This is a genomic window from Bacillus sp. PSXD-155 (genome assembly GCF_049310765.1).
Taxonomy (GTDB): Bacteria; Bacillota; Bacilli; order Bacillales; family Bacillaceae_G; genus Bacillus_A; species Bacillus_A cereus.
The window spans coordinates 280,625-300,520 of the sequence record NZ_JBMOWC010000005.1; the positions used below are offsets into that span (position 1 = coordinate 280,625).

Below are 19,896 nucleotides of genomic sequence, written 5' to 3' on the forward strand. Positions count from 1 at the left end.
TCAAAAAATGTTAAGAAATCCTTTGACTTCTTAATAAAAATAATGTAAATTATCCTATGGACGAACATTTTTGATTAATAAAAATAAAATATTCGTATTTTAGGGGTGTAAATGATGGAAAACGTATTCGACTATGAAGATATTCAATTAATTCCTGCAAAATGTATTGTAAATAGCCGCTCTGAATGTGATACAACTGTCACTTTAGGAAAACATAAATTTAAATTACCTGTCGTGCCTGCAAATATGCAAACGATTATTGATGAAAGAATCGCAACTTATTTAGCTGAAAACAATTACTTCTATATCATGCATCGTTTCCAACCAGAGAAACGAATCTCATTCATTAGAGATATGCAATCACGTGGATTAATCGCTTCTATCAGCGTTGGTGTAAAAGAGGACGAATATGAATTCGTACAACAATTAGCTGCTGAGCAACTTACACCTGAATATATCACGATTGATATCGCACACGGTCATTCTAATGCTGTGATCAACATGATTCAACATATTAAAAAACATTTACCAGAGAGCTTCGTTATCGCTGGAAACGTTGGAACTCCAGAAGCGGTAAGAGAATTAGAAAACGCTGGTGCTGATGCAACAAAAGTTGGTATTGGACCTGGTAAAGTTTGTATTACTAAAATTAAAACAGGCTTTGGAACTGGTGGTTGGCAGCTAGCTGCACTTCGCTGGTGTGCAAAAGCTGCAAGTAAGCCAATTATCGCTGATGGTGGTATTCGTACACACGGCGACGTAGCTAAATCTATTCGATTTGGGGCAACTATGGTCATGATCGGTTCTCTATTCGCTGGTCACGAAGAGTCTCCAGGGGAAACAATTGAAAGAGATGGCAAACTTTATAAAGAATACTTCGGTTCTGCTTCTGAATTCCAAAAGGGTGAGAAGAAAAACGTTGAAGGTAAGAAAATGTTCGTTGAGCATAAAGGTTCTTTAGAAGATACGTTAATCGAAATGGAACAAGATCTTCAATCTTCTATCTCTTACGCTGGTGGAACAAAACTAGATGCTATTCGTACTGTAGATTATGTTGTCGTGAAAAACTCGATTTTCAATGGTGACAAAGTATATTAATTCTTAAATTTAAAAAGAAGGAGAAGCATTTCTATGCTTCTCCTTCTTTTTCATATATAAAAATGTGAAATATTTTTATTTTACTGAATTTTCTAGTATCATATTTTTAGATGCTTTTAATAAGGAGGATATAAGACATGAAAACTATAATTGAGAATCGTCTTGTTCGTGCGGAAGTACCTAACGAACTAAAATGGGATTTGTCTGATTTGTATAAGTCCAATGATGAGTGGCATACCGCATTAAACATATTAGAAAATGATATACAGAAACTTGATGCATTTAAAGGACGTTTACATACTAACTCCACAACTTTATTAAATTGCCTACTTTTAGAAGAAGAGCTTTTAATGAAGTTAACAAAACTGTACTCATATGCAAATTTAAAAGAATCTACTGATCGTACAAATCCAGTTATTCAAGCGAACTCTTCCAAAATTTCTGCTTTATGGACGAAAGTACATACTGCACTATCCTTTATTCATAATGAAATCCTCTCATTCGACGAAGGAACAATTGAAAAATATTTAACTGAAGAAACAAAACTCGAACCTTTCCGTAAGTCGTTACTAGAAATACTCAAAAAAAGGCAGCACACACTCTCTCCCGAAACAGAAGAAGCACTTGCTGCACTTGGCGAAGTTCATAGTTCTCCATACAAAATTTACGGCATGACTAAATTGGCAGATATGGATTTCACTTCTATACAAGACGAACAAGGAAACGAACTCCCTGTTTCATTCTCATTATTTGAAAGCAAATATGAATTTTCTCCAAGCACATATATACGTCGAAAAGCATATTCATCATTTGTTTCCACACTAAAACGATATAAAAATACAGTTGCGACAACATATGCTACCGAAGTAAAAAAACAAGTAACACTTTCTCGTTTACGTAAATATGAATCCGTTACCCATATGCTATTAGAACCACAAAAGGTTCCACTTGAAATGTATAACAACCAACTTGATATTATTTATAAAGAATTAGCACCTCATATGCGCCGTTTTGCAGATTTAAAAAAGAAAGTATTAGGACTCGATCAAATGCTTTTCTGCGACTTACACGCACCTTTAGATCCCGAATTTAATCCGACGATTACTTATGAAGAAGCAGCCACGCTCATTCAAGATTCTTTAAAAGTATTAGGCGATGAATATAGTTCCATAATCCAAAAAGGATTCAAAGAAAGATGGGTAGATCTTGCAGATAACGTAGGCAAATCAACAGGGGCATTTTGCTCAAGTCCATACGGCTCTCATCCCTATATTTTAATTACATGGCAAAATACGATGCGTGGATGCTTCACATTAGCACATGAATTTGGACATGCTGGTCATTTCTATTTAGCAAATAAAAACCAACGTATCATGAACGTACGCCCATCTATGTACTTTGTTGAAGCACCATCAACTATGAATGAATTACTATTAGCTCAGCATTTACTAGCGACTACTGACGATAAGAGGATGCGCAGATGGGTCATTCTACAACTACTCGGCACATATTATCACAACTTTGTTACTCATTTACTTGAGGGTGAATACCAACGTAGAGTATATGCTCTAGCAGAAGAAGGACAGGCCCTTACAGCTACAACTTTAACTGAAATTAAAACAAATGTCCTTTCCACATTCTGGGGAGATTCTGTAGAAATCGATGAAGGTGCGGGCTTAACTTGGATGCGTCAGCCTCATTATTATATGGGTCTATATTCTTACACATATTCCGCAGGCCTCACTGCATCAACTGCAGTAGCTCAAATGATTAAAGATGAAGGACAACCTGCTATTGATCGCTGGTTAGATGTGCTTCGCGCTGGTGGTACAATGAAACCACTTGAACTAATGAAACATGCCGGAGTAGATATGTCAAAACCAGATGCAATCCGTCAAGCTGTTTCTTACGTTGGTTCATTAATTGATGAATTAGAGCATTCTTATCAAGAATAAAAAATAAGCCCTCGCTTTATGAGGGCTTATTTCATATTTACTTCCCAAACCTTTTACGATATCCACATTTCCTACAAAGCTCTTCAACCGCAACTCTTTTTGAAAATCCATCGACAATGTTTGTTGCTCTTTCACCTTCTATAATGTTAGAAAATGAATCATTATTAATATTTCCAAGGTTAATAATCCCTTCACCATCTAAACAACAAGGAATAACCGTCCCATTCGCTAAAATCCCTGCTTGATTACGAAGTCCATGACAGAATCCTTTCCCATCATCCTCTTCTTCATGTAATGCTGGCCACTGGAATTCATAGTCTTGATTAATAAAGACACGTTCTGCAATTTTTATACCTTTTCCTGGTGTAAGTTTCTCTTCAATCTGATAAGATAGATCAAATTCATTTTCAATTATGGATAATAACTCCCTATTTTTCTGAATTTCAGCATTTGTTTTATTATCCTGAGTTAAATTCCATAACCTTAACGATACAATTAAATCTGATTGACTTGTCGCTTCCCTAATGAAGGAAAGTATACTCCTTACATAGCCCTCTTTATCTTGCGAACCTGGGTGTCCATCAAAACTATGCAGTGAAAAATTCATTTGTCTTAACGCGGGCTTATTTAACAGCCTATGCCTTCTCTTATTAATTAACGTTCCGTTCGTTGTAATATTAACTTTAAACCCTTTTTCATGACTTAAGTCTAATAGTTGATCTATTTTCGGATGGAGCAACGGCTCACCCTTCACGTGCAAATAAATGTAGTCTGTGTGAGGTTTAATTTGGTCTAATCTTTTAGCAAAATCCTCTACAGAAATGAATTGCTTCTGCCTTTCCGTCGGCGGACAAAAGCTACACGCAAGATTACACACACTCGTAATCTCCAAGTAAAACTTCTTAAACTTCTTCACCTTTAATTCCTCACTTCTCTAACTACTTATACTTTTTCCTCTTCATATTACAGCATATTTTTATGGAAATAGAAACATACTTATTTTAGGAAATCTACATACCATCTAATAATATTTAAAAGACCATCGGTAATTTTTGTCCAATGGTCTTTTTATCCTTTTTATATGCAAAGAATAAATTTATTTATGATACGGTTCATCATAACTATTCTAAATAAGCTTATTTTTTATTATTTTCATAATTAAATTTAACAAAAAAGGTAGTGCCTTCCGATCCTGTTTGAATTTCTATTTTTGCATTATGGCGGGCAGCAATGGCATAACATACACCTAACCCCAATCCAGTTCCATTATGTTTGGTCGTGTAAAATGGCGTACCCAGTTTCTCTAATACTTCAGGCCTGATACCTTTTCCTTGATCCCGCACTGCAAGCACCACACAATTTTGACCTTCCTTGTAGGTGCTAATGGTTAGAACTTTCCCTGTACTCATCGCTTCTAAGCCATTACGATATAGATTCATTAATAATTGCCGTATCTCATTACGATTTAAAAGTAATTCCGGAATGTCATTTGTATCGACTTGAATATATTTATTTTGATTATACGTATCAATCTTTATTAACGGAATAATATCGCGGATAATTGAATTTAAATCTAACATCTGCAAATCCAATTTCCTTGTATTACCCATTGAGAGAAATTCAGTAATAATAGAATTGGCACGGTTAAGTTCTTCAATCATTAAATGAAAGTACTTATTATGTTTCTCATAGGTATTCTCTTCTTTTAATAACTGCAAAAATCCTAGTACCGTTGTCATTGGATTTCTAATTTCATGGCTGATACCTGCTGCCATTTGCCCTATTAAATCAATGTTAGATAATCTTTTCAATTCCTGTTCATATTTCTTTTTTTCCGTTATGTTTTTAAAAATACAACAAATACCATCATCATACGGGTATGCAATAACTTCGTGCCAATATTCATCTGCAGTAGAAAGAAATTCGAAATGAACTGTAGTTCGTTCTGACATCGCACGATGAAATTCCTTATACATAACTGTGTCGATATCACTCGGGAAAACATCCCATATATTCTTTCCTAATACATCTTTTGCTGTTTTTCTTTGCTGAAAATATTGGTGCTTATTTACGTACGTAAATTCCCATTTATTATTTAAAGTAAAGAATCCATCCGTAATACATTCAATCACACTTGTAACTTTTTCATTAGCAGCAGCTAGCTCTCCCGTTCGCTCTTCCACTATACTTTCTAGTTTATCCATATATAACAAATTTGAAAACGTAGGGGCTGTGGCATCAACGATAGATTTTGCTAGTTGAATTTGAGAATTATCGTAATTGTGAGCTTTTCCTTCTTTCCCAACGACGATTACCCCTAATACTTCTCCCATTGAAATCAATGGGATCATCAATAAATCCTTACTATCTATATTTTTTGTTTGAATAACTTCTTGGATCTTGGCTTCATAGCTTTTCTCTGTCCAATCAGTTTCTGTCCAATCACAGCCCTTACTTAATTTCGTTGTTTTAATCGTTGTTTTGTCTAGCGGATCTAGAAGATGGGCAGTCATATTTTTACTCTCTAAAATCTGTTCTAAGTAAAAAAAGCATTTATCAAAACTCTCCTGTATCGAGGAACACATTGATAAATCACGGGTAACATTTAGTAACAGCTGCTTCTCAACAATAAGGTTTTCCTTTTGTGTTAAATTATTTGCGTTTTGAATTGCGACCGCGGCCATATTTACATAAGCTTCAACACTTTGAATTTCTGAATCTGTTAAGTTCATCGGAATTCCATAATCAAATAAAAAAACCAGACCAAATAACTCTTGCCTAAATGAGATAGGCAGAGCTAATAAGGACTTAATTTTAAACGCATCAACTGGTCTCGGATCTGGTCGATGATCCTTTGAGGTATCAGGAATATAGATGGGTTTTTTCGTTTCCATAACTTCTTTTGCCAGTAAGTCTATTTCAGGATCCACTACCTGAGTATCGAGTGTTACGCCATTTATGGTCTCTGGTTTTCCTGCAAACCCTCTAAATGTTCCATCTTCCTGGGGTAAATAAATTCCAACAGCATCGCACCTAACAATCTCCTCTGATATCGCCATTGTCACACGCTGCAATACTTCACGTAGTTCTAATTTCGTATTTATTATTTTTGTTATATTCGCGAGCCTAGAATATCTCGTCTGATCACTTACCATTCACATAGCCTCCAGTTATAGGCATAATAAAATAAATATGATAATATCAGCGTCTTACCTTTGTTTTACATAGAATATTTTACTTATGATACGGTTCACCACGATTAATCCGAAACGCTCTATACACTTGCTCAAGCAACACTAATCGCATTAATTGGTGTGGTAACGTCATCTTTGAAAAAGAAAGTGATTCGTTTGAACGCTTCATTACTTCTGAACTTAGTCCGAGTGATCCACCAATTACAAATGCGACTTTACTCTTTCCATATGTAGCAAGGCGATCTAGACTGACCGCAAATTCTTCTGATGACTTTTGCTTTCCTTCTATAGCTAATGCAATCACATGCGTGTCATCAGAAATTTTATCCAGTATACGTATACCTTCTTTTTCCTTTACAATTAACATTTCTGCTTCACTTAAATTTTCTGGTGCCTTTTCATCTGGCAATTCAATTACTTCTACTTTTGCGTATGCTGATAATCGTTTTAAGTATTCTGCTATACCTTGTTTCAAATATTTTTCTTTTAATTTCCCAATTGAAATAATCGAGATATTCACACGTATCCTCCACCTTACAAACATGTTATCCACAAAACTTATCCACATATCCACAAACACTACCCACATATTGTGTGAGAATCTGTGTTCGATACAACATATGTCGCCTCATTTTGACAAAATTCACATGTTTTTTTCTCTTTTTCTGAGTTATCCACACTGTTGATAACCGGTGCAACTTCACACTCATCCACAATAATATCTAACGCTAATTCAACATGTTCTAAACAACAAGGTAAATTCATTTTCTTCACCTCACTTTTCTACAATAGAAAACAGGAGGTAGGCCCTCCTGTTTTTAATACTTTTGAATGCCTAATTTCACTGTTGTTGTTACTCTTTTTGTACCACGATAAAACGTAAGAGTCATTTTATCATTAATTTCCTTATCATATAAGGCCGTGCGGAATCCAATAATATCGCGAATCGGTTTTCCATCTACTGCCACAATAACATCATGTTCTCTTAAACCAGCATCCGCGCCTGGCGAAGGACTTTTCACATCCAAAATACAAACTCCTTCTGTTACAGTACCTGGTAAATGTAATGTTTTTGACCAATAATAGTTTGGAATTTCATTTAATGACCTAAGTTCAATCCCAACATACGGTCTTCTTACTTTTCCATACTTCTCAAGTTCATTCATAATCGGAACAGCCCTAGTCACTGGAATAGCCAGTCCGATTCCTTCTACTTCTTTTGCAGCAATTTTCATTGAATTAATACCAATTAATTGTCCTGCTGCATTTACAAGCGCACCGCCACTATTCCCTGGGTTAATCGCCGCATCTGTTTGTAACACTTCTACTTGCCAATCATAATGTCCATCTTGATCTAAATCTACAGGGACAATACGTTCATTAGCTGAAATAATACCTTGCGTAACAGTTCCAGAGAATTGCAGTCCAAGTGGATTTCCAATCGCAATAACTGGCTCTCCTCTGCGAACAGTATTAGAATCGCCAATTTCAATTATTTTTTTCACATGCTTTGCATCTATTTCTAATACAGCTAAATCTGTGACTACATCGGTTCCTAATACTTTTCCAGGAACCTTCTTACCGTCACTTAGACTTACTTCAATACGATTCGCTCCAGCTACAACATGATTATTCGTTACAATATAAGCTTGACCATCTGTCTTTTTATAAATTACTCCTGATCCTGTACCAGCCTCTGAATCTGCCTCTGAAAAGTTATCTCGTTGAATGTTAATAACACCCACAACAGCTTCAGATGCACGATCAACAGCATCTACAAAGCTAATCTGTTTAATTCCTTGAGCTTCGGCCATATTACTTCCGCTTGCTTCAGCTTGCGGAAGCGTATCAGCAGAATTTGAAAATAAAGGAGCTCCAAACGCAAATAAAGAAGCTCCTACAATTGTTCCCGCTATACTAGAAAGAACTATACCTTTATGCTTCTTTTTTCCTGCACGTTTCATACGATAATTTTCTTCATCAATAAAGGACATATTTGTTCACCCATCTTCCTGAAAACAACTATATTCACCTTTATTGTTTACTAAAATGAAGAATTATACGTATTGAATTTTTGTAGGCATTTTTGGATCTGTATCGTGAATTTCAAAGGATTCACCCACTCCAAATCCTTTTTCCTCTAGTACTTGTGATACTGACATACGAGCTAGTTCTTTCATGTTATTATCTAAGCTTAAATGGGCTAAATAAATATGCTTTGTCTCATCTGTAATTACATCTGCCATCGCTAATGCAGCATCCTCATTACAAACATGCCCAACGTCGCTTAAAATGCGTCGTTTAATGCTCCATGGGTAACGTCCCATACGAAGCATTTCCACATCATGATTACTTTCAAATACGAAAGCATTAGCTCCCTTAATAACGCCCTTCATACGGTCGCTTACGTATCCCGTATCTGTAATAAGCGCTAATTTCCTATTATTATTATGGAAAGCATAAAACATCGGTTCTGCCGCATCATGAGAAACTCCAAATGATTCGACTTCAATATCACCAAATGTTTTCACATCCCCAACTGAGAAAATGAATTTTTGCTCAGTTGGGATATTTCCTATTAAATGTTCCATTGCATTCCATGTTTTCTCATTCGCATAAACGGGTAAATCATATTTTCGCGCCAATACACCTAACCCTTTAATATGATCACTATGCTCATGTGTTACAAGAATACCTGATACATCATTTATATTCAGTTCTGCTTGTTTAAATAAAGCCTCTGTCGCTTTACCACTTAAACCTGCATCGACTAGTAATTTTTTTTCATCGGTTCCTACGTATAGCATATTTCCTGTACTTCCACTTGCAAGTACGCTAAAATGCAACCCCATTATTTCTCACTCCAGTATGTTCATCAACCACTTGATTTTCCTTTTCCCCTAATTCCATAACTTGTCCTTCAATTGCATTCACAAAGAAGTCCTGCTTTTGCTCCGTTTTTAAATTCCACGTTGGAGCAAGTACTTGGTTATTAGAAGTAGATGCGGTAAGAGTGGCATAACCAATTTGCGCTTCTTTAACATGTGTATTTCCATGAATTTTATTTTTTAAATACAAATTTTCTAAAGCTGTTTGAGCCGTAATAATTTCTTGCTCTTTCGTTTTTTCACCTTCGCCCATTTCTTTTAAATCAGTTAGCATTGTCTGCGTATATGAAACAAGTTCATTTTTTTCATTTAATTCCACAACAATCATCGCCTGATTATTATAGAAAATAGGCTTATCTTTATATTTTTGGAAGAAATAAATTTTAGAGTCTTTCACCGCTCCAAATTCATACTTTTGTCCATCCAATACATAGTTCTTCAAAAATTCATTATACTTATCTTTTGATAATGATTTCGTATTTAAAAAAGGCTCTTTTAGCTTACTTTCTATCGTGTACATATTTTGTATATGCGCCGTTTGATTTTTCAAAGACTGTATATCATCTTCTTTAAAGGCTTTATTTTCCGCTCTAATAAATGACTCTTTTTTCGGTTCCTTAGGGATATTCCCTATAGTAATTTTATTTGCTTTTAATTCTTGATCTATCTTTGTTTCTGCAATAAGCTCCAATTGATTACTATCTTGCTTTTGAATGAATTGAAAAATGAGAAAGAGGTCCAAAACAAAAAAGGTCACAATAAATATGGTTTTAATTCGATCCCAATCCATTTAGTCCTCCCTCACTCCACTCATAGATTTGCTGTTTACCCGTTTCACCTTCAACAAGCTTTACATACCAAATTGGTTGTAGTCGAACTACTTGCCCATCTAGTGATAACTTGTATCCAATACCAATATCCTTAATTACTTGTTTCTTTATCTCTGGATTATTTTCTAGGGATGCTATTACAACATGCCCTGACGGAAGAGTAACTTTCTGTTCTATGCCTTTAGTATTTAAAGACAGCAACGGTCTTTCATATTCCATTACTTCTTCTGATCCCCATTTTTGTCTCAATTCAGCTAATCCATCTGTATTGAATACGGAATATCCATCTTCATGTAAGCGAAATACTGTCTCTCCTTTATTCATATAGTCCAAACGATATGAATCCAAACTTCCACTGTGACCACTTACAAATTCAAAGCTTTTTTGTAACAGCATTAAATTATCTATCGTTTTCTCAGTTAAGACAGAAGAGTTTTTATACTTTAGCATGTGACGATCGTTTTCAATTTCCATGGATCTAATACCATCTGTAAATGTTTCTTTCGATATCTCAGTAATCGGACTTAAATAACGAGGATCACTAAACAGAGCATTCTTAAACGTATCAACTGCTAAATTAGATGAAATATATGTTATATTGTTTAACTCTGTCGTGCCATCTGGTAAAAATAACTTTTTCATATCATTGATTTGATAATCAAAATAGGGCTTTGCTGATACTATAAATTGATTTTGAGCATTTACAATATCTTTTAAATACACACCACTTAATTTTGCCTCATATATTTTAAAGTTATCACCATCAGAAACAAAGTTAATTTTAATTTCTTGATCCTTACTCCTAGAAGGATCAAGGAGAATACGATTAAAATGTTTAGGTTTATCTGTACTTTTCTCTTTCATGTTAAACATAGATTTAACTGCATCAAATGGGATATCAGTAGGGAAAACAAGTTCAATTTTCCCTTCACCATGCACATAGGATAGGAAATCACCCTTAGTGATTGATATCTCTCTAAACTCATGTAGTTCCCCTACTTCCAAAGGCTTATAGATTGATTCTATATCTGCCTCTCTTCTGCTCCCATAATGATTTTTATCTTTATGCACGATGATAGAAGTAGGACGGACAACATCGGAAATTTTAGTTTGATTCGTTCCTTCATTGCCCTGTACAAATTTTGCGTTTTGCATGGATGTAGAATCTGGCACATACGTCCATAGGTTAAAAGTAAGAAACAGGCTAATTACAACTAGGTTAATTAAAACTATTGTTTTAAAGTTTTCCATACTCATTCCCAATCGTCCTCTTCATCTGCTGCCATTGGTAACGTGAAATAAATAGTTGTCCCTTTTCCTTCTTCACTCTTCGCCCAAATAGAGCCACCATGTGCCTCGATCATTTCTTTTGCAATTGCTAATCCAAGTCCCGTACCACCCATTTGTCTTGAACGAGCTTTATCTACGCGATAAAAACGTTCAAAGATTTTATCAACGTTTTCTTTTGGAATACCCATTCCTTGGTCACTTACGCTAATTTCTAATAAATCACCGCGATCACGTAAGCGATATGTTACTGTTCCACCTTCTGGTGAATACTTTAATGCGTTAGAAATAATGTTATACAGCACTTGAGTAATTTTGTCAGTATCCATATCAATAAACCTAGACTTCTTAGAGAAAGATCGTTTGAAACTTACATTTTGTTCTTTAGACATTTCAAAGCGATCAATAATATTATTAAAGAAATCAGTAAAGTCGACCCATTCTTTCATTAAACGGTGCTCTGTACTATCAAGTTTAGATAGCTGTAACAACGCATTTACAAGTCTAATCATTCTTTCTGTTTCTTCTTGTGTAACCGTTAAAAATTGTGGTGCAATATTCGGATCCTGCCATGCTCCATCTGTAAGTGCCTCTAAATAACTGCGCATCGTCGTTAATGGCGTCCTTAATTCATGAGAGACATTCGCCACAAACTCACGGCGTTCCCTTTCTATACGCTCCTGCTCTGTTACATCATATAATACGGCAATTAAACCATTTGCCTTCCCTGTTTCTTTTTGAATAACAGAGAAACTAGCACGTAAAATATATGGTTCATTTCTCGTACTAAAATCTAATAAAACAGAATCTGGCTCTTCATATAAATGATCGAGCGTAAATTCTTCCTGTATCCCTAATACCTCTAAAACAGATTGATCGAGCGCTGTTTCACGAGAAACATTTAACATTTTTTCTGCAGGGTCATTTAGTAAAATAATATCCCCTTTTCGGTCAGTAGCAATTACTCCATCTGTCATATGAGATAAAACAGATGATAGTTTACGCCTTTCACTTTCTGTAGAAGAACGAGCTTGTTGTAATTTTTTTGATAAATTATTGAAGGATAATGCCAGTTGTCCAATTTCATCATGGCTATGCACCTTTACTTTTCTCGAATAATTTCCTTTTGCCATTTCGATTGCTTGTCTCCGCATATCTGAAATTGGTCTTGTAATTGTTTGAGCCAATAAAATCCCAAGTACGGCCGTTACTAATAAGGCAATTACTGTTCCCGTAGCAAAAATTTGATTTATATCCTTCATTTGTTTATATACATCTTCCATAGATGCAACGATGTATATAACACCAAGCGCATCCTTGCCATTATCATCTAGAATCGGAGTAAGCATAACTTGAACACGATGGCCTGTACTACCATCCTTCTCAATTTTCACTTCTGGCTTTTTTTGCACCAACACTCGCTGAACAGCTATATCAGTTGATGTTCTATTCACCTTATTCTGCTTTGATTCATCTGAAATAGCCAGTAACTTTCTATGCGAATCAAATACACTTACCTCTTGTATAACTTTTTTTTGATCAGAGGCAAACTTTCGAATAGAAGTTTTAATCGTTTCATCTGTTGACTCTGTTTCTGCTTTTGTATAACTTTTTTTAAATTCTTGTTTCAAGTTATATGATAATAAGTTTGTTTGCTGCGTTAAAGAATCCCTAAAACCTTGTACTAGGCTCTTCTCTAATTCCCTTACAAAATATACCCCAATAACTTGCATCGCTATTAATATTAATAGCATATATATAAGCACAAATTTTAAATGAATAGATTGAAAAAAACCAACTTTCTTCATATACTATTCCTGCTCTGGGTCACGCAAGTAATACCCTACTCCACGTCTAGTTACAATTAAAGTAGGATGGCTTGGATTATCTTCAATTTTTTCACGCAAACGACGTACTGTTACGTCTACTGTGCGCACATCTCCAAAATAGTCATAACCCCAAACTGTTTGTAATAAATGTTCGCGTGTCATAACTTGTCCTAAGTGTTTCGCTAAATAATGTAGCAACTCAAATTCACGATGTGTAAGCTCGATATTTTCCTCGCGCTTCGTTACACTATATGCATTTGGATTAATAACAATTGGTCCAATAACCATTTCTGTATTTTCTTCTTTTTCTGCAGCACCACCTTGTTGGTGACGGCGTAAATTCGCCTTCACACGAGCAAGTAATTCTCTCGTGCTAAATGGCTTCGTTACATAATCATCTGCCCCAAGCTCAAGCCCTAATACTTTATCAATCTCAGAGTCCTTTGCTGTAAGCATAATAATCGGCATTTCTGAACTTTTACGTATTTCACGACAAACCTCTAAGCCATCTTTACCTGGTAGCATAATATCTAATAAAACCATATCTGGTTGTTCTTCATTAGCTTTTTCAATTGCTTCATCACCATCATGCGCCATTACTATTTCAAAACCTTCTTTTTCTAGGTTAAACTTCAAAATATCTGCAATCGGCTTTTCATCATCAACTACTAAAATTTTCTTTCCCATCATCGTCTATTTCCTCCTTATAAAAATATGGTCAATAATCCCTAAACATATTGATGTTTACATAGTATGTCCTATATGACCGCATCCTTTGTTTAAGTATTTTCTCCTCTATTCTCATAGACTCATGTATGATCCACTTTTACACGGAATCCTATACGATCTATAGAAAAACCTCTAGCTTCAACTGCTAGAGGCTCCTCGTTCTATTTTAAAATAACTACTCAGTTTTGTAAAATTACATAAATAAAAAGGATATTAAGTGGGCCCACTTAATATCCTGAGAGTGGCTCGGGACGGAATCGAACCGCCGACACGAGGATTTTCAGTCCTCTGCTCTACCGACTGAGCTACCGAGCCAAAACTATATATAAAACCACTAATGGTGGTATAAACAAAAGTGGCGGTCCCGACCGGGGTCGAACCGGCGATCTCCTGCGTGACAGGCAGGCATGTTAACCACTACACCACGGGACCAAAAATAAGCATAAAAAAAACATGACCCGTACGGGATTCGAACCCGTGTTACCGCCGTGAAAGGGCGGTGTCTTAACCACTTGACCAACGGGCCACGAAAAATAAAATGGTGAGCCATGAAGGATTCGAACCTTCGACCCTCTGATTAAAAGTCAGATGCTCTACCAACTGAGCTAATGGCTCATACTCACCAACGTCATATTTTCGTGACGACAAGATGTATCATAACATGTATTCTATATTCTTCGCAATACTTTTTTTCATTTTTTTATAAAAGATAAGAAAAAACTCATGCGGACATGAGTTTTTTCTAAAAATATCAATTAAGCTTCGTATACATTACGAACAATATTCGTTTGGTTACGATCTGGTCCAACTGAGAACATAGATAATTGAATTCCTGTTAACTCAGAAACACGTTCTACGTATTTTCGTGCATTTTCAGGAAGCTCGTCTAATGATTTTACACCAGTAATATCTTCTGTCCAACCTGGAAGCTCTTCATATACAGGCTCACATTTTGCTAAAATGTTTAAGTTTGCTGGAACTTCATCGATAACTTCGCCATTGTATTTGTAAGCAACACAAATTTTAAGAGTCGGAATATCTGTTAAAACGTCGATAGAATTTAATGATAGATCCGTTAAACCACTAACACGACGCGCATGTCTTACAACAACGCTATCGAACCAACCTACGCGGCGCGGACGACCAGTTGTTGTTCCGTACTCACGACCAACTTCACGAATTTGATGACCAATTTCATCATTAAGTTCAGTAGGGAATGGACCGTCACCAACACGGCTTGTATATGCTTTACATACACCTACAACGCGAGTAACTTTCGCAGGACCAACTCCAGTTCCAACTGTTACACCACCCGCAATCGGGTTAGAAGATGTAACGAATGGGTACGTACCGTGGTCAATATCAAGCATAACACCTTGTGCACCTTCAAATAATACACGGTGATTGTTATCTAGTGCATCATTTAATACAACAGATGTGTCGCATACATATTGTGCGATTTGTTGTCCATATTCGAAGTACTCTTCAAAGATTTCTTCTACACTGAAACCTTCTGTATCGTACATTTTTTCAAACAAACGATTTTTCTCTACTAAATTGCGCTCAAGCTTCTCTTTAAATGCTTCACGATCTAAAAGATCAGCCATACGGATACCAATACGAGCAGCTTTATCCATATATGCAGGACCGATACCTTTTTTCGTTGTACCGATTTTGTTATCACCTTTACTAGCCTCTTCTAACTCATCTTGTTTTAAGTGATAAGGTAAAATAACGTGTGCACGGTTACTTACACGTAAATTATCAGTACTTACACCACGGTCGTGTAAGTATTTTAACTCTTCAAGTAATGCTTTCGGATCTACTACTAAGCCATTTCCGATTACACAAATTTTCTCTTTATAGAAAATACCAGATGGAATTAAGTGTAACTTATATTTAACTCCGCCGAAAACAATTGTATGTCCCGCGTTATTTCCACCTTGATATCTTGCAACTACTTCCGCATGCTCAGAAAGAAAATCAGTGATTTTACCTTTTCCTTCGTCGCCCCATTGTGTTCCTACAACTACTACTGAAGACATTATTAAAGCACCTCCGCAATTTTCAAACGATCTATTCAAACAATATAATTGTACCAAAACCGAAAAAGAAGTCAACCAAAAAGCGAACATTTTTTTATTAAAAATCATTTTCGTTCGTAAGAATTATGTTTTCACCTTATGAAAGCCTTATCTTTACACCATAAAAAAAGAAACACATCTTATTATAAGAAATGTGTTTCTTTTTTATACTGCCTTTATGCCCCATCCTCAAAGCGTCGTTCTAAGTTAACGAACTTATTGAACTCTTTGACGAATGCAAGTTCCACTGAACCTACTGGACCGTTACGTTGCTTTGCAATGATAATTTCAATCGTATTTTTATTTTCCGTTTCACGGTCATAGTAATCTTCACGATATAGGAAAGCTACAATATCAGCATCCTGCTCAATACTTCCAGATTCACGAATATCAGACATCATCGGGCGTTTATCCTGACGAGATTCTACACCACGAGATAACTGTGATAAGGCAATAACAGGCACTTGCAATTCACGTGCAATCCCTTTTAAAGTACGAGAAATCTCAGATACTTCCTGCTGACGGTTCTCACCTGATTTCCCACTTCCTTGAATAAGCTGTAAGTAGTCAATTAAAACCATTCCAAGACCTTGTTCTTGCTTTAGTCTACGACATTTTGCTCGAATCTCATTTACCTTAATTCCCGGTGTATCATCAATATATATACCGGCATTTGAAAGACTCCCCATCGCCATTGTTAATTTCGCCCAATCATCAGAAGTTAGTGACCCGGTACGAAGTCTTTGCGCATCGATATTTCCTTCTGCACAAAGCATACGCATAACAAGCTGATCGGAGCCCATCTCCAAGCTAAAAATCGCTACATTTTCATCCGTTTTCGTCGCTACGTTTTGTGCGATATTTAATGAAAATGCAGTTTTCCCTACTGACGGACGTGCTGCTACAATGATTAAATCATTTCGCTGGAAACCTGCCGTCATCTTATCTAATTCAGTAAATCCAGTAGGTATCCCAGTAACTTCACCTTTTTGATTATGCAAAAGTTCAATTTTATCATAAGCATCCACAAGAACATCTTTAATATTTTGAAATGCTTTTGCATTCGTTTGATGGGATACTTCTAATATTTTTTTCTCGGCCTCATTTAAAAGGCCGTCCACGTCATCTTCTCTCTCGTATCCATCCGACACTATATGAGTCGCTGTTCGAATTAAACGGCGTAAAAGTGCCTTTTCAGCAATGATACGTGCATAATATTCAACGTTAGCAGCTGTTGGAACAACTTCTGCTAACTCTGCTAGATAAGACACTCCACCAACTTCTTCTAGTAATCCTTGATCAGCCATCGCTGATGTCATTATTACTAAGTCGATCGGTTCTCCTTTATCAGATAATCCAAGCATGACCTCAAAAATCTTTTGATGTTTCGTTCGATAGAATGAATCAGGTACCAATAACTCCGATGCTGACGTTAACGCATCTTGATCAATTAATATGGCACCTAAAACCGCCTGCTCGGCCTCTATATTATGCGGAGGGGTACGATCAGCAAGTACATCACTCATACGCAATCCTCCTTGCTTAATTTATTTTTATTGTTCACTAACATGAACTTTTACTGTCGCTGTTACTTGCGGATGCAATTTCACTGTTACATTTGTGTAGCCTAATGCACGAATTGCATCATCCATTTCAAATTTACGTTTATCAAGTTTAATTTTATGTGATTTTTGCATCACATCTACGATTTGTTTGCTCGTAATAGAACCGAATAAACGGCCACCTTCTCCAGATTTCGCCTTTAATTCTACAGTTAATTTCTCTAAAGTCTCTTTTAACTCTTTTGCATTTTCAAGCTCTGCTGCTGCATCTTTTTCTTCTTTACGCTTTTGAGCTTCTAAAGTTTTCATACTGCTATTTGTTGCTTCAGCAGCTAATCCTTGTTTTAGTAAGAAGTTATTTGCATAGCCATCCGGTACGTTTTTTATTTCTCCTTTTTTACCTTTACCTTTTACGTCTTTTAGAAAAATTACTTTCATGATTGTGTGCCTCCCTGTAAATAGTCATCAATAACAAATCGAAGCTTCTCCTCAGCTTCATCTACTGTAACATTTTTCATTTGTGTGGCTGCATTAGTCAAATGCCCGCCACCGCCTAAGTTTTCCATAATTAGCTGCACATTCACTTCACCTAAAGACCTGCTGCTAATTCCAATGAGATTCTCACCACGTTTCGCAACAACAAATGATGCAATAATCCCTGTCATCGTTAATAACGTGTCTGCCGATTGCGCAATAAGCACTTGATCGTAGTAATCATCACTATCAACTTTAGCAATCGCAATTCCATTTTTATAAATGTACGCATTTTTTATAGCTTTTGCAACCCGTAAATACTGATCCATATCTTCCTTTAAAAGTTCTTGTACAAGCACAGTATCTGCACCATGTGAGCGTAAATAAGAAGCAGCATCAAATGTACGAGCCCCTGTCCGGAATGTGAAACTTTTCGTGTCGACAATAATACCTGCTAACAATGCCGTCGCTTCTAGCATTGTCATCTTTAAATTTTTAGGTTGATACTCAAGTAATTCTGTAACCAATTCTGCCGTTGAAGAAGCATATGGTTCCATATAAACTAGCAATGGGTCTTCAATAAAATCTTCCCCACGACGATGATGATCAATAACTACTACATTTTCAATTTTATGTAACAGTTTTTGCTCCATCACCATAGAAGGTTTATGCGTATCAACAACAACAAGTAACGACTCATCATTTGCAAATTCCATCGCTTGCTCTGGAGTAATAAAATGAGACCATAACTCCTCATTTTGTTTCACTTTGTCCATCAAGCGTTTAATTCCCTTATCAGAATCATTTTCATCTAATACAATATATCCTTTACGCTCGTTTAATTGAGCCACTTTTAAAATACCAATCGCAGCACCAATTGCGTCCATATCAGGAGCCCTATGCCCCATGATAATGACATTACTACTTTCTAATACTAAATCCTTTAACGCATGCGAAATGACCCTAGCACGTACACGGGTACGCTTTTCAACCGGATTTGTCTTACCTCCATAGAACTTAACTTTACCTGTCGCTTGTTTAATAGCTACTTGGTCTCCCCCGCGCCCAAGCGCAAGGTCTAAACCAGATTGAGCCATTGCCCCAAGCTCTGACAAAGGTAAATCACCTGATCCGACACCTACACTTAATGTAAGTGGTATATTCCTTTTAGACGTTTCTTCACGCACCTGATCTAAAATACTAAATTTCCCTTTCTCCATCTGCGTCAGAATACTTTCATTTAGCACAACGAAGAATCTTTCTGAAGATGCACGTTTTAAATACGCACCATACTTAAGTGCCCATTCATTTAGTCGCGATGTCACAAGACTTGTTATATTCGTACGTAATTGATCATCTAATCCTTGTGTAACTTCATCATAATTATCCAAATAAATTACAGCTAAAACAGTGCGTTGATCCTCATACATCTTTTCGATTTCCGTTTGTTCCGTTACATCAAAGAAATAAATTAACTTTTCTTCTTTCCTTACAAAAACACGAAACTTTCGATTATTTAAAGAGACTATATCATCAGAAGTTTCTCCTTTAATGAAAAGAAGTAATGTTTCTGATACATCGTAAAGATGCCATCCAGCTAACGCATGCTGTCCCAGGCATGAAGATAAATAAGGATTTGCCCAATCAATCCCGTAATCCTTATTGTATAACAAAATACCAATCGGCATTTGGTTAAATGCTTCATTACTGACTTTCTTTACCCTCGTAATCATATCTGTCGTATGCTTTTCGAAATTCCTTTGAAAATTAAGTTCAAATCGTATAACGATAAAGAACACGATACAAAAAATGATAAAAGCAGCTATCCCCATAATTAAATGAAAATAACAGAGAATTGAAATGAGCACAAACACAAAAAATGCCAATACATAAACAGGATATAAAAACCACTGTTTCTTATCAAATTCAGGCATGTATACAACTCCTATAAAGTAAAACTAACTCA

16 protein-coding genes and 4 tRNA genes are annotated in these 19,896 nt (G+C 36.0%); 2 read left to right on the forward strand and 18 right to left on the reverse strand.

Going from position 1 to position 19,896, the window contains the following annotated elements; all coding sequences use genetic code 11:
- Nucleotides 1-114: 114 nt before the first annotated feature.
- The gene (gene guaC, locus ACO6VI_RS07875) at nt 115-1,098 is read left to right on the forward strand and encodes a GMP reductase (protein ID WP_000432447.1); all 984 of its coding nucleotides are present in this window, start codon (nt 115-117) and stop codon (nt 1,096-1,098) included.
- Between the two features lie 137 nt (nt 1,099-1,235).
- Nucleotides 1,236-3,053, forward strand: a complete 1,818-nt coding sequence (gene pepF / locus ACO6VI_RS07880) for an oligoendopeptidase F (protein ID WP_063549231.1) — start codon at nt 1,236-1,238, stop codon at nt 3,051-3,053.
- A 37-nt stretch (nt 3,054-3,090) separates the two neighbouring features.
- Here the strand turns inward: pepF and ACO6VI_RS07885 are convergent, their stop codons facing one another.
- From ACO6VI_RS07885 to ACO6VI_RS07970, 18 genes are all read right to left on the reverse strand, one after another.
- A complete protein-coding gene (locus ACO6VI_RS07885; RefSeq protein WP_000713633.1) occupies nt 3,091-3,969 on the reverse strand; it encodes a radical SAM/SPASM domain-containing protein in 879 nt (292 codons plus the stop codon).
- A 220-nt stretch (nt 3,970-4,189) separates the two neighbouring features.
- Nucleotides 4,190-6,208 carry a GAF domain-containing sensor histidine kinase gene (locus ACO6VI_RS07890; RefSeq protein WP_161520349.1) on the reverse strand — a complete coding sequence of 673 codons (2,019 nt, stop codon included), beginning with the start codon at nt 6,206-6,208 and terminating at the stop codon, nt 4,190-4,192.
- A gap of 79 nt (nt 6,209-6,287) precedes the next feature.
- Nucleotides 6,288-6,767, reverse strand: coding sequence for a 23S rRNA (pseudouridine(1915)-N(3))-methyltransferase RlmH (gene rlmH / locus ACO6VI_RS07895; protein WP_001027003.1), 480 nt, complete (start codon nt 6,765-6,767; stop codon nt 6,288-6,290).
- A 59-nt stretch (nt 6,768-6,826) separates the two neighbouring features.
- On the reverse strand, nt 6,827-7,012 hold the full coding sequence (locus tag ACO6VI_RS07900; protein ID WP_001052833.1) for a CxxH/CxxC protein: 186 nt from the start codon (nt 7,010-7,012) through the stop codon (nt 6,827-6,829).
- 53 nt (nt 7,013-7,065) lie between these two features.
- Entirely contained in the window at nt 7,066-8,241 is a 1,176-nt protein-coding gene (locus ACO6VI_RS07905; RefSeq protein WP_000008031.1) for a S1C family serine protease, read from the reverse strand.
- A gap of 63 nt (nt 8,242-8,304) precedes the next feature.
- Nucleotides 8,305-9,099 carry an MBL fold metallo-hydrolase gene (locus tag ACO6VI_RS07910; protein WP_000522837.1) on the reverse strand — a complete coding sequence of 265 codons (795 nt, stop codon included), beginning with the start codon at nt 9,097-9,099 and terminating at the stop codon, nt 8,305-8,307.
- Nucleotides 9,083-9,925, reverse strand: coding sequence for a two-component system regulatory protein YycI (locus ACO6VI_RS07915; protein ID WP_000383720.1), 843 nt, complete (start codon nt 9,923-9,925; stop codon nt 9,083-9,085). The genes ACO6VI_RS07910 and ACO6VI_RS07915 overlap by 17 nt, the downstream gene beginning before the upstream one ends.
- On the reverse strand, nt 9,906-11,222 hold the full coding sequence (locus tag ACO6VI_RS07920) for a YycH family regulatory protein (RefSeq protein ID WP_000061569.1): 1,317 nt from the start codon (nt 11,220-11,222) through the stop codon (nt 9,906-9,908). The genes ACO6VI_RS07915 and ACO6VI_RS07920 overlap by 20 nt, the downstream gene beginning before the upstream one ends.
- Nucleotides 11,219-13,060, reverse strand: coding sequence for a cell wall metabolism sensor histidine kinase WalK (gene walK, locus ACO6VI_RS07925; RefSeq protein ID WP_000755367.1), 1,842 nt, complete (start codon nt 13,058-13,060; stop codon nt 11,219-11,221). Before walK ends, ACO6VI_RS07920 begins: the two co-directional genes overlap by 4 nt.
- A gap of 3 nt (nt 13,061-13,063) precedes the next feature.
- On the reverse strand, nt 13,064-13,771 hold the full coding sequence (gene walR / locus ACO6VI_RS07930) for a cell wall metabolism DNA-binding response regulator WalR (protein WP_000971865.1): 708 nt from the start codon (nt 13,769-13,771) through the stop codon (nt 13,064-13,066).
- Nucleotides 13,772-14,052: 281 nt separating this feature from the next.
- Nucleotides 14,053-14,125, reverse strand: a tRNA-Phe gene (locus ACO6VI_RS07935).
- Nucleotides 14,126-14,166: 41 nt separating this feature from the next.
- Nucleotides 14,167-14,242, reverse strand: a tRNA-Asp gene (locus tag ACO6VI_RS07940).
- 22 nt (nt 14,243-14,264) lie between these two features.
- Nucleotides 14,265-14,336: transfer RNA gene (locus ACO6VI_RS07945), tRNA-Glu, on the reverse strand.
- Nucleotides 14,337-14,349: 13 nt separating this feature from the next.
- Nucleotides 14,350-14,425 (reverse strand) — tRNA-Lys (locus ACO6VI_RS07950).
- A gap of 140 nt (nt 14,426-14,565) precedes the next feature.
- Entirely contained in the window at nt 14,566-15,855 is a 1,290-nt protein-coding gene (locus ACO6VI_RS07955; protein ID WP_000100230.1) for an adenylosuccinate synthase, read from the reverse strand.
- A 215-nt stretch (nt 15,856-16,070) separates the two neighbouring features.
- Nucleotides 16,071-17,420, reverse strand: coding sequence for a replicative DNA helicase (gene dnaB / locus ACO6VI_RS07960; protein WP_001286147.1), 1,350 nt, complete (start codon nt 17,418-17,420; stop codon nt 16,071-16,073).
- A gap of 27 nt (nt 17,421-17,447) precedes the next feature.
- A complete protein-coding gene (gene rplI, locus ACO6VI_RS07965; protein ID WP_097902513.1) occupies nt 17,448-17,894 on the reverse strand; it encodes a 50S ribosomal protein L9 in 447 nt (148 codons plus the stop codon).
- A complete protein-coding gene (locus ACO6VI_RS07970; protein ID WP_001113779.1) occupies nt 17,891-19,864 on the reverse strand; it encodes a DHH family phosphoesterase in 1,974 nt (657 codons plus the stop codon). The genes rplI and ACO6VI_RS07970 overlap by 4 nt, the downstream gene beginning before the upstream one ends.
- Nucleotides 19,865-19,896 lie beyond the last annotated feature (32 nt).

Excerpts from the sequence above, each read along its gene's own strand:
- guaC (WP_000432447.1), top strand. The coding sequence starts at position 115 with ATGGAAAACGTATTCGACTATGAAGATATTCAATTAATTCCTGCAAAA.
- pepF (WP_063549231.1), top strand. The coding sequence starts at position 1,236 with ATGAAAACTATAATTGAGAATCGTCTTGTTCGTGCGGAAGTACCTAAC.
- ACO6VI_RS07890 (WP_161520349.1), bottom strand. The coding sequence starts at position 6,208 with ATGGTAAGTGATCAGACGAGATATTCTAGGCTCGCGAATATAACAAAA.
- ACO6VI_RS07900 (WP_001052833.1), bottom strand. The coding sequence starts at position 7,012 with ATGAATTTACCTTGTTGTTTAGAACATGTTGAATTAGCGTTAGATATT.
- ACO6VI_RS07905 (WP_000008031.1), bottom strand. The coding sequence starts at position 8,241 with ATGTCCTTTATTGATGAAGAAAATTATCGTATGAAACGTGCAGGAAAA.
- ACO6VI_RS07910 (WP_000522837.1), bottom strand. The coding sequence starts at position 9,099 with ATGGGGTTGCATTTTAGCGTACTTGCAAGTGGAAGTACAGGAAATATG.
- ACO6VI_RS07915 (WP_000383720.1), bottom strand. The coding sequence starts at position 9,925 with ATGGATTGGGATCGAATTAAAACCATATTTATTGTGACCTTTTTTGTT.
- ACO6VI_RS07920 (WP_000061569.1), bottom strand. The coding sequence starts at position 11,222 with ATGAGTATGGAAAACTTTAAAACAATAGTTTTAATTAACCTAGTTGTA.
- walK (WP_000755367.1), bottom strand. The coding sequence starts at position 13,060 with ATGAAGAAAGTTGGTTTTTTTCAATCTATTCATTTAAAATTTGTGCTT.
- walR (WP_000971865.1), bottom strand. The coding sequence starts at position 13,771 with ATGATGGGAAAGAAAATTTTAGTAGTTGATGATGAAAAGCCGATTGCA.
- ACO6VI_RS07955 (WP_000100230.1), bottom strand. The coding sequence starts at position 15,855 with ATGTCTTCAGTAGTAGTTGTAGGAACACAATGGGGCGACGAAGGAAAA.
- dnaB (WP_001286147.1), bottom strand. The coding sequence starts at position 17,420 with ATGAGTGATGTACTTGCTGATCGTACCCCTCCGCATAATATAGAGGCC.
- rplI (WP_097902513.1), bottom strand. The coding sequence starts at position 17,894 with ATGAAAGTAATTTTTCTAAAAGACGTAAAAGGTAAAGGTAAAAAAGGA.
- ACO6VI_RS07970 (WP_001113779.1), bottom strand. The coding sequence starts at position 19,864 with ATGCCTGAATTTGATAAGAAACAGTGGTTTTTATATCCTGTTTATGTA.